This window comes from Vibrio sp. 10N.222.46.A1, from assembly GCF_041473595.1.
GTDB lineage: Bacteria > Pseudomonadota > Gammaproteobacteria > Enterobacterales > Vibrionaceae > Vibrio > Vibrio tasmaniensis_A.
In genome coordinates this window covers 1-6969 of record NZ_JBFRSN010000561.1, presented here as the reverse complement: position 1 = coordinate 6969, position 6969 = coordinate 1, and the positions used below count along the sequence as shown (strand labels likewise).

Sequence of the window (6969 nt, the reverse complement as noted above, 5' to 3'; positions counted from 1 at the left end):
CTCCTAGTAGTGGGCTAACATGCTTCAAATTAGAATGTCGCGTGCTCAGGGACAAGGAGCTTATCCAAGCCCCTGAACAAGAAGACGATCAAAATGCCAATTCTCAGTAGCAGCAGGCTAGGCTCCAGTTTGATTTGAAGTTTCTTTTCCATGATATCCCTTGTGATGCACCAATGATGCGATGAATTAAATGTTTATCAAAGGATATCTATAGTCTTTGTGTTATATTTTTTTCAGTGCCTTATGTAGCAAGAAATGTCTGGTTTGTTTGTTTCTCAACTTTATCTGATTCAAAATCTTGCTGTTTGATCAAGCTAATGGCGAGACTTATTGGCATTGGTTTATAGAAGTAGAAGCCTTGGATGTAGTCGACGCCTAGTTTCGACAAGATCTTCAGTTGCGACTCGTACTCAACGCCTTCAACTATGACTTGCATGCCTAAGGTGCGTGATAGCTGAAGCATGGATTCTAATAGTGGGATACCAAAACTGGATTCGTCGGATATGTTTTTCACGAACACGCGATCAATCTTGAGAATACTGAACGGAAATTGCCTTACAAAGTCTAATCCTGCGTAGCCAGTACCAAAGTCATCTATGGCAATTCTTACACCAAGATCAGATAGCTTTTGCAAGTTGTCCTTAATTTTGACCATATCGGCATCAGAACACTCACCATCCTCTGTCACCTCGAAAACCACTTGCTTGAGAATCTCAGGGTGTCTTTTAAAGATGCTAATCACTTTATTCGTGAAGTTACTGTTGGATACAACGTTTCGGCTGATGTTGACGCTGATGTACTTTGATGCAAATACCTCTTGATTACTTTTCAATGTCGTTAACACTTCATGCAGCACGAAATAGGTCAGCTTCTCAATCAAGCCTAAACTTTCAGCCAATGGAATGAAGATAGCAGGGGAGACGTTACCTTCAATTGGATCGTTCCATCTTAATAATGACTCACAGCCTACGATCTTATTGGTGCTTTGATTAACGATAGGTTGCATGTGAACATGTAGGTGTTTGTTTTTCAGAGCACTGGATAGCGAATATTCTAAGCTACGTTGGCTCTGTTTTTTATGCTTGAGGGAAAGGCGAATAATGGTCGTAATTCCCGCCATAAGAAAGCCAAACCATAAGTGACTCAGCATGAAGTTAATATAATACTGATAACCAATATATGAGGTGACGGTGAATGGGTAGATGTCTGACTGTATCCGTACCGTCGCGTTGTATGAGCCGAGGTCGGTAGGGTGAATGTCTCTTTTGATCACCTCAACTTTAGAGTTAATGCCATGGCTACTCAAATTAGCTTCTACAAGCTCAAAGATGAAGTGCGGAGGAATCATCAGGCTCACTCCCGAGCCTTCCTTAGTCGAGAATATCAGCATGATGGATTGCACCTTAGTAATCGCTGAGTTTGAATACGATAAGGTGGTTAAATTTGGGGCTTCATTGAGCCGCTGCCTGATGGTGTTGTATAGGCGAAATGAAACTTCACCATCAGTGGTTGAACAGTAAAATCGGTTCTCTTTGTCGAACACCGCGGCTTCTTTCACCCAATCAGCTTCAAAAACGTTTTGTCGAAGTTGTCTAACAATCGTGTCGCAAGGCTGATCTGGGGTAATTTCAGATAAAAAACGGTCGAACCTTGATTGAATCCCTTCTAACCTCGTTTCTACTAACCTTGATGTGTCTTCGGTTAACGTTTGGTAATGAGAAGGTGTCAAAGGAATGAGCAATGCCATGAAAAAAAAGAAAGAAATGGCAAAGAAGAACGAAGTTTTGGCAAAATGCTGGTACTTGATATCCATATTAAGAGAAGCGTGACCGATTGGTGTGTGCATGCAACTTAATTTATAAATTTAACGATAATAACGCAAGCTTATGCATAAATAGTGTGAACAAAAGTCTGAGTTATTGATATAAATAGCGTAACGCATGGTCGCACTATAGAAATCAGGATGTTAGATATGCTTCCAAGGTTAAGAGTGTCGTTTTTTTGTTCAGTACTTTTGCGTTTTTTGATGAAGCGGATTGTTACCGGTTTTTATCATCAAATTGAAAACTGTAATTTTTGAAATAATGCGAGTGAGTGGATTTGAGCGTAATGATTAAAAATATGATTTGGATGTTGGTGCGTGTGTTTATCGCGTTTCTGATGATTGCTCCTACCTACGCGATCTTTATCTTGTCTAATTCCGCAACACCACGTCTTTTTGAGACCAAACCAGAAGTGTTAGCTTGGCTTTCGTGCTTTCTTCTTGTGATTGGTTATGTATTGATTAGGTTTTCTAGAACGAGGTATGTGGGAAAATTATTATCGCTTGGTGTATTGGGGGCGGTAGTGTTAATCATGTATGTCGATGAGCGTTATCGGATTTTTGAAGTCAGTGTTCACGCATGGAGCTTATTTTTAGCCGCTCTGTATTTGATTATGCTCTTGTATTTCATTTTCCCGGTTAAGCAACTTAAGCCGCTACTGAGTTTAGTGCCTGTCGCAGGCGTGTCATGGTTTTTAGTTTGGGCCTTAGTGGGCCCAATAAGCTTAACATATGAGTTGATTAGCAGTAAAACAACAATTTCAATTGTGAACTATCAAAAGGTAGTCGACTTGCTACCTGAGTTGTACCTAGATGGTTTCCAGTCAGGTTTGTTTTCCATGCTTCTTGTTCTGTGGTTGTATGCTCTTGTGGTTTTTGGACATAATCCTAAACGCAGTTATCAACAATTGGCGTCTTATGTCGTTAAGATTCGTAATGCTTGGCATTAATAGGGCGCATATATGTGCTTTTGAATTAGGGGATAAATAATGAAAAAGGCTTTAACGGTCGTGTTATTAACGTGTTTACCTTTGCTTGCATCAGCATCCGATGATGTTGTCGATTGCGAGAATGCAATGAATACCATAGAGATCAATCACTGTGCGTCGATTGAGTTGGATACTGCACAAGTGGAGCTTGATCAATACCTTGAAGCGAGCTTTGAACACAATGCTTATGATGCGGAGTTGGTTAGCTCAATCAAGATGGCTCAAGACAGTTGGCAAGCTTACATGACGGCACATTGTGACTCGGTGTATACCCAATGGCGTGATGGTTCAATTCGAGGTCTTATGGCGCTTTCTTGCAAAACTAAGCTGACTAAACAAAGAACGCATGAGGTGTGGGAAAACTTCTTAACCTACATGGACAGCACACCACCAGTTTTGCCAGAGCCCAAGCTGATGAAGTATATGAACTGAGTGCTTATGAGAGTGTGCGCTTGCTTCAACCATTGGCGCTCGAGTCAGCAAGCGATGGGGGATTATCTTACCCTGTCGTTCTTAGTCTCAAGTTTGAAGTGTTACCGAGTAAGGATTCGATTTTGAATAGTGTCAGCGTCACTCTTGTCCAGCTTGAAGTTGAATACAAAAATAAACAAATGAACATCTCGCGAGTCTCTGAGCTTTTGGAAGCTGAGACGGCAGTGGGTGATATCACGTTGCTGCCTGAACTGTTCTCTACTGGATATATCTTTAACGATGCCGCAGAAATTCATGAACTGTGTGAAGACTTCAATAACAGCCCGACCATTGATTCATTAACTGCGCTTGCCACGAAACATCAGACGTTAATCGTTGCGGGTGTCGCTGAGGAAGATAATGGTCAGTATTACAATAGCGTTGTGGTGGTTGATGGTTCAGGTTTGCGTCATAAATACAGAAAAGTCAGTCAAACGAAATTCGACAAAGAGTACTTTTCTAGAGGAAATGAACTTCTTACTTTTGAATACAAAGGCTTGAAGTTCGGTGTCGCGATTTGCTTTGATATATGGTTCCCGGAGATCATGAGACCGTATCAGTCGGTAGACGTTATTCTCCATCCTGCGAATTTTGGTGGTCATCATAGCTTTGCCATTGCACAAGCAAGAGCGTTAGAAGAAGTGTGTCATATCGTGACCTGTAATCGCGTCGGGCAAGATGTGGTTGATGCCTTTACCGCGACATATTGTGGCGGCAGTAGAACCTATTCACCGAAGGGAGACTTAATGCTTCAACTCAGTGAGCATCAGTCTGTTGAAACGATTAATATTCAAGACTTGTCTATTGCGCCTCAATACAATGGTGTTGATGTGTTAGATGAAATACAACAGATAGCGTCTGCGTTGAATCGTTAACAAGACAAGTAAACGCAATAGAATCGAAAAGGGCAAGGTTAGATAACCTTGCCCTTTGTGATTTAGTCTGTGGAGGGCTGAGCCCTAAATCGCTTTTACGCTGCTTCGCTCTACAAGAGTCGGTTCTAGTTCAACGACTTGCGGGTAGGCGTCTGGCGTTTGTAGTCGGCTTAACAGGGTATCGACCGCCGCTTTACCTAAACGGTGCTTTGGCTGGTGGATTGTGCTTAAAGCGGGTGTCATGTACTTAGATAAGTGGATGTCATCGTAGCCAATGATAGACAGGTCATTTGGAATCAATGTGCCATCTTGAGCTGCCGCATGAATCACACCCATCGCCATCATGTCATTACTGACGAACAAGGCCGAAGGCATTTGACCACGAGCTTTCAATGTTTGGTAAGAATCAAAGCCACCATCACATTCGAAGTTTGATTCAACAATCCACTTAGGGTTGATCTCTAAATTCGCTTCTTCCATTGCTTGTTTATAGCCTTGATAACGAGAAGAGGCTTGGTTGCGATGCAGTGGGCCAGTAATACAGCCAATATCCGAGTGACCATTATCGATCAGGTGTTTGGTTGCCATGTAGCCACCTTGATGCGAGTTGTCTTGGATTTTATCACTTGCGAACAGCATTGGACCCCAGTCCATTACCACGACAGGTAACTCTGGGTAGCGCTCGAACACATCGATATGTTGACCTTCAAGCGTTGAACACATCAGCATCAAGCCATCAACACGCTTTTGCAGCAAGGTGTCGATCGAGGATTTCATGCGTTCGCTATCGCCTTCTGTATTACACAAGATAAGGTTGTAGCCTTTCTCATAACAACGACGTTCAACACCTTTCACTACTTCACCAAAGAATGGGTTGGTAGAGGTGGTAACCAGCATGCCCAAGGTTTTGGTTTGCTTCATTTTTAAGCTGCGAGCTAATGCAGACGGCGCGTAGTTGAGTTCTTTGGCCGCACTGTTAACACGCTCAGCAATCTCTTCACTGACAAAACGTGATTTGTTCATCACATGGCTCACGGTAGACGTTGAAACCTTTGCAACCCGAGCGATGTCTTTCATTGTTGCCATATAAAATCCTTGTGGGAATCACTTTTCCACGTTGGGCGATATTCTGCCTGAAAACAGGGGCTTATGCTTGATATTTGTTGTTACCGAATTTGAAGGCTTACATCCGTTAACTACGGTTTAGCTCAAGAGTTAACCCTTCAAATAGGTATCAAGCTAAGCAGACAGTTGCTCTGCCAAAAACGCATCGGTTTCAGCACGGCTTGGAATCGACGTTTGAGCGCCAAAGCGAGTCACTGAAATGGCAGCGGCAGCGTGAGCAAACTTGATCGCACGTTCTAATGGCATGTCTTCAAGTAAGCCTGTGACTAATGCGCCATTGAAAGTATCACCAGCAGCGGTTGTGTCCGTTGCTTCAACGCGGAAGCCTGCGATTAATTCACCTTCGCTAGCTTCATTACCTTGACCACGATGACTAACCCAAACGCCTTTTGCGCCTAGCGTGATCATTACCGTTTCGATGCCTTTCGCGTGCAGAGCCAAAGCTGCCTGATGAGCAGATGCATTGTCCGTCACGGTAATGCCCGTCAGCACTTCTGCTTCTGTTTCGTTGGGTGTAATCACATCAACACAAGCAAGCAATGAATCTGATAATGGACGAGCAGGAGCCGGATTAAGAATCACTTGAGTGCCGCTCTCTTTTGCTACTTTTGCTGCGTATTCAATACCTTCAATCGGAGTTTCAAGCTGAGTCAGCAGGTATTTAGCACTGCGAATCTTCTCTAGGTGCGGTTCAATTTGGTCGTAAGTCAGCTTGTTGTTGGCTTCAGCAGAAAGACAAATGCTGTTTTCACCCGTTGCGGATACTTGAATCATTGCAATGCCTGTCGGCGTGTTGTCTGCCACGATCACGCCGTCGATGTTGATGCCATCTTTAGCGAAGTCTTGACGAATATTGATGCCAAATGGGTCGTCACCGACACAGGCAATAAAGCCAATGTCTGCGTTTAATCTTGCTGCAGCGACCGCTTGGTTTGCGCCTTTGCCGCCAGGGATGACCTGATAGTTACCGCCAATCAAGGTTTCACCCGGACGAGGGAACGAAGGAACTTGCAGTACGTGGTCAGCGTTAACGCTACCTAAAACAATCAGTTGAGTCATGATACGAGCCTTATGATATATCGTATTTGAAAATGCATGGGTCTTTCTCATTACGTAAATTCTTGTTGCGTTAACTGCTCGCCTTGTTAGACGGCTTATGAGAAACAGCGATGCACTGTCTGGGTTGGTTTAATAAGGCAGGGATAGGGGAATCCCTGCCTATGTGTCGCTCTATTTTTTTCTTTATTTAATCGATATTGGATTCAATTACTTAGCGATGATTTTTAGAGGTACAGGTACGTACTCGTCTACTGTCTCGCCTTTCAGTACTTTGTCTGCCATTTCAACACCTAAAGAACCGATTAGATCAGGCTGTTGTGCAACCGTTGCGCCAAGTAGGCCACGGTTAACAGCAGCGATGCCGTCTTCAGTGCCATCAAAGCCAACGATCATTACGTCTTTACCTGAAGCTTGAACTGCGCGAAGTGCACCTAGTGCCATTTCATCGTTTTGAGCGAATACTGCTTGTACGTCTGGGTTAGCTGCAAGCAAGTTTTCCATTACGTTCAGGCCTTTAGTACGGTCGAAATCAGCAGGTTGGCTTGCTAAAAGCTCTAGATCGCTGCCGTTTACTGCGTTCATGAAGCCTTCACCACGTTCACGAGCAGCAGAAGTACCAGCAATACCT

Annotated in this window: 7 protein-coding genes; 3 read left to right on the top strand and 4 right to left on the bottom strand. The window is 43.5% G+C overall.

Going from position 1 to position 6969, the window contains the following annotated elements:
* Positions 1–241 precede the first annotated feature (241 nt).
* Positions 242–1813 carry a cyclic diguanylate phosphodiesterase gene (locus tag AB4496_RS15970; protein WP_032555124.1) on the bottom strand — a complete coding sequence of 524 codons (1572 nt, stop codon included), beginning with the start codon at positions 1811–1813 and terminating at the stop codon, positions 242–244.
* A gap of 296 nt (positions 1814–2109) precedes the next feature.
* Here AB4496_RS15970 and AB4496_RS15965 point away from each other — a divergent pair, with 296 nt between their 5' ends.
* The 3 genes from AB4496_RS15965 to AB4496_RS15955 all read left to right on the top strand — a co-directional run bounded on the left by AB4496_RS15965 (position 2110) and on the right by AB4496_RS15955 (position 4157).
* Positions 2110–2772: a hypothetical protein gene (locus AB4496_RS15965; RefSeq protein WP_083783997.1), complete on the top strand. Its 663-nt coding sequence runs from the start codon at positions 2110–2112 to the stop codon at positions 2770–2772.
* Between the two features lie 39 nt (positions 2773–2811).
* Complete coding sequence (locus AB4496_RS15960) at positions 2812–3243, top strand: lysozyme inhibitor LprI family protein (RefSeq protein WP_009844901.1); 432 nt, start codon at positions 2812–2814, stop codon at positions 3241–3243.
* 122 nt (positions 3244–3365) lie between these two features.
* Entirely contained in the window at positions 3366–4157 is a 792-nt protein-coding gene (locus tag AB4496_RS15955; protein ID WP_102257638.1) for a carbon-nitrogen hydrolase family protein, read from the top strand.
* An 84-nt stretch (positions 4158–4241) separates the two neighbouring features.
* Here AB4496_RS15955 and AB4496_RS15950 read toward each other — a convergent pair whose 3' ends face one another.
* The 3 genes from AB4496_RS15950 to AB4496_RS15940 form a co-directional block, all read right to left on the bottom strand.
* Positions 4242–5243: a substrate-binding domain-containing protein gene (locus AB4496_RS15950; RefSeq protein WP_004730338.1), complete on the bottom strand. Its 1002-nt coding sequence runs from the start codon at positions 5241–5243 to the stop codon at positions 4242–4244.
* Between the two features lie 153 nt (positions 5244–5396).
* On the bottom strand, positions 5397–6341 hold the full coding sequence (gene rbsK, locus AB4496_RS15945) for a ribokinase (RefSeq protein WP_009844903.1): 945 nt from the start codon (positions 6339–6341) through the stop codon (positions 5397–5399).
* Positions 6342–6548: 207 nt separating this feature from the next.
* Positions 6549–6969, bottom strand: a 421-nt coding sequence (locus tag AB4496_RS15940; protein ID WP_372131344.1) for a substrate-binding domain-containing protein, incomplete at its 5' end; no start/stop codon positions are given.

Bases quoted from the DNA above. Each gene is read 5' to 3' on its own strand.
- AB4496_RS15970 (WP_032555124.1), bottom strand. From the start codon at position 1,813: ATGGATATCAAGTACCAGCATTTTGCCAAAACTTCGTTCTTCTTTGCC.
- AB4496_RS15965 (WP_083783997.1), top strand. From the start codon at position 2,110: ATGATTAAAAATATGATTTGGATGTTGGTGCGTGTGTTTATCGCGTTT.
- AB4496_RS15960 (WP_009844901.1), top strand. From the start codon at position 2,812: ATGAAAAAGGCTTTAACGGTCGTGTTATTAACGTGTTTACCTTTGCTT.
- AB4496_RS15950 (WP_004730338.1), bottom strand. From the start codon at position 5,243: ATGGCAACAATGAAAGACATCGCTCGGGTTGCAAAGGTTTCAACGTCT.
- rbsK (WP_009844903.1), bottom strand. From the start codon at position 6,341: ATGACTCAACTGATTGTTTTAGGTAGCGTTAACGCTGACCACGTACTG.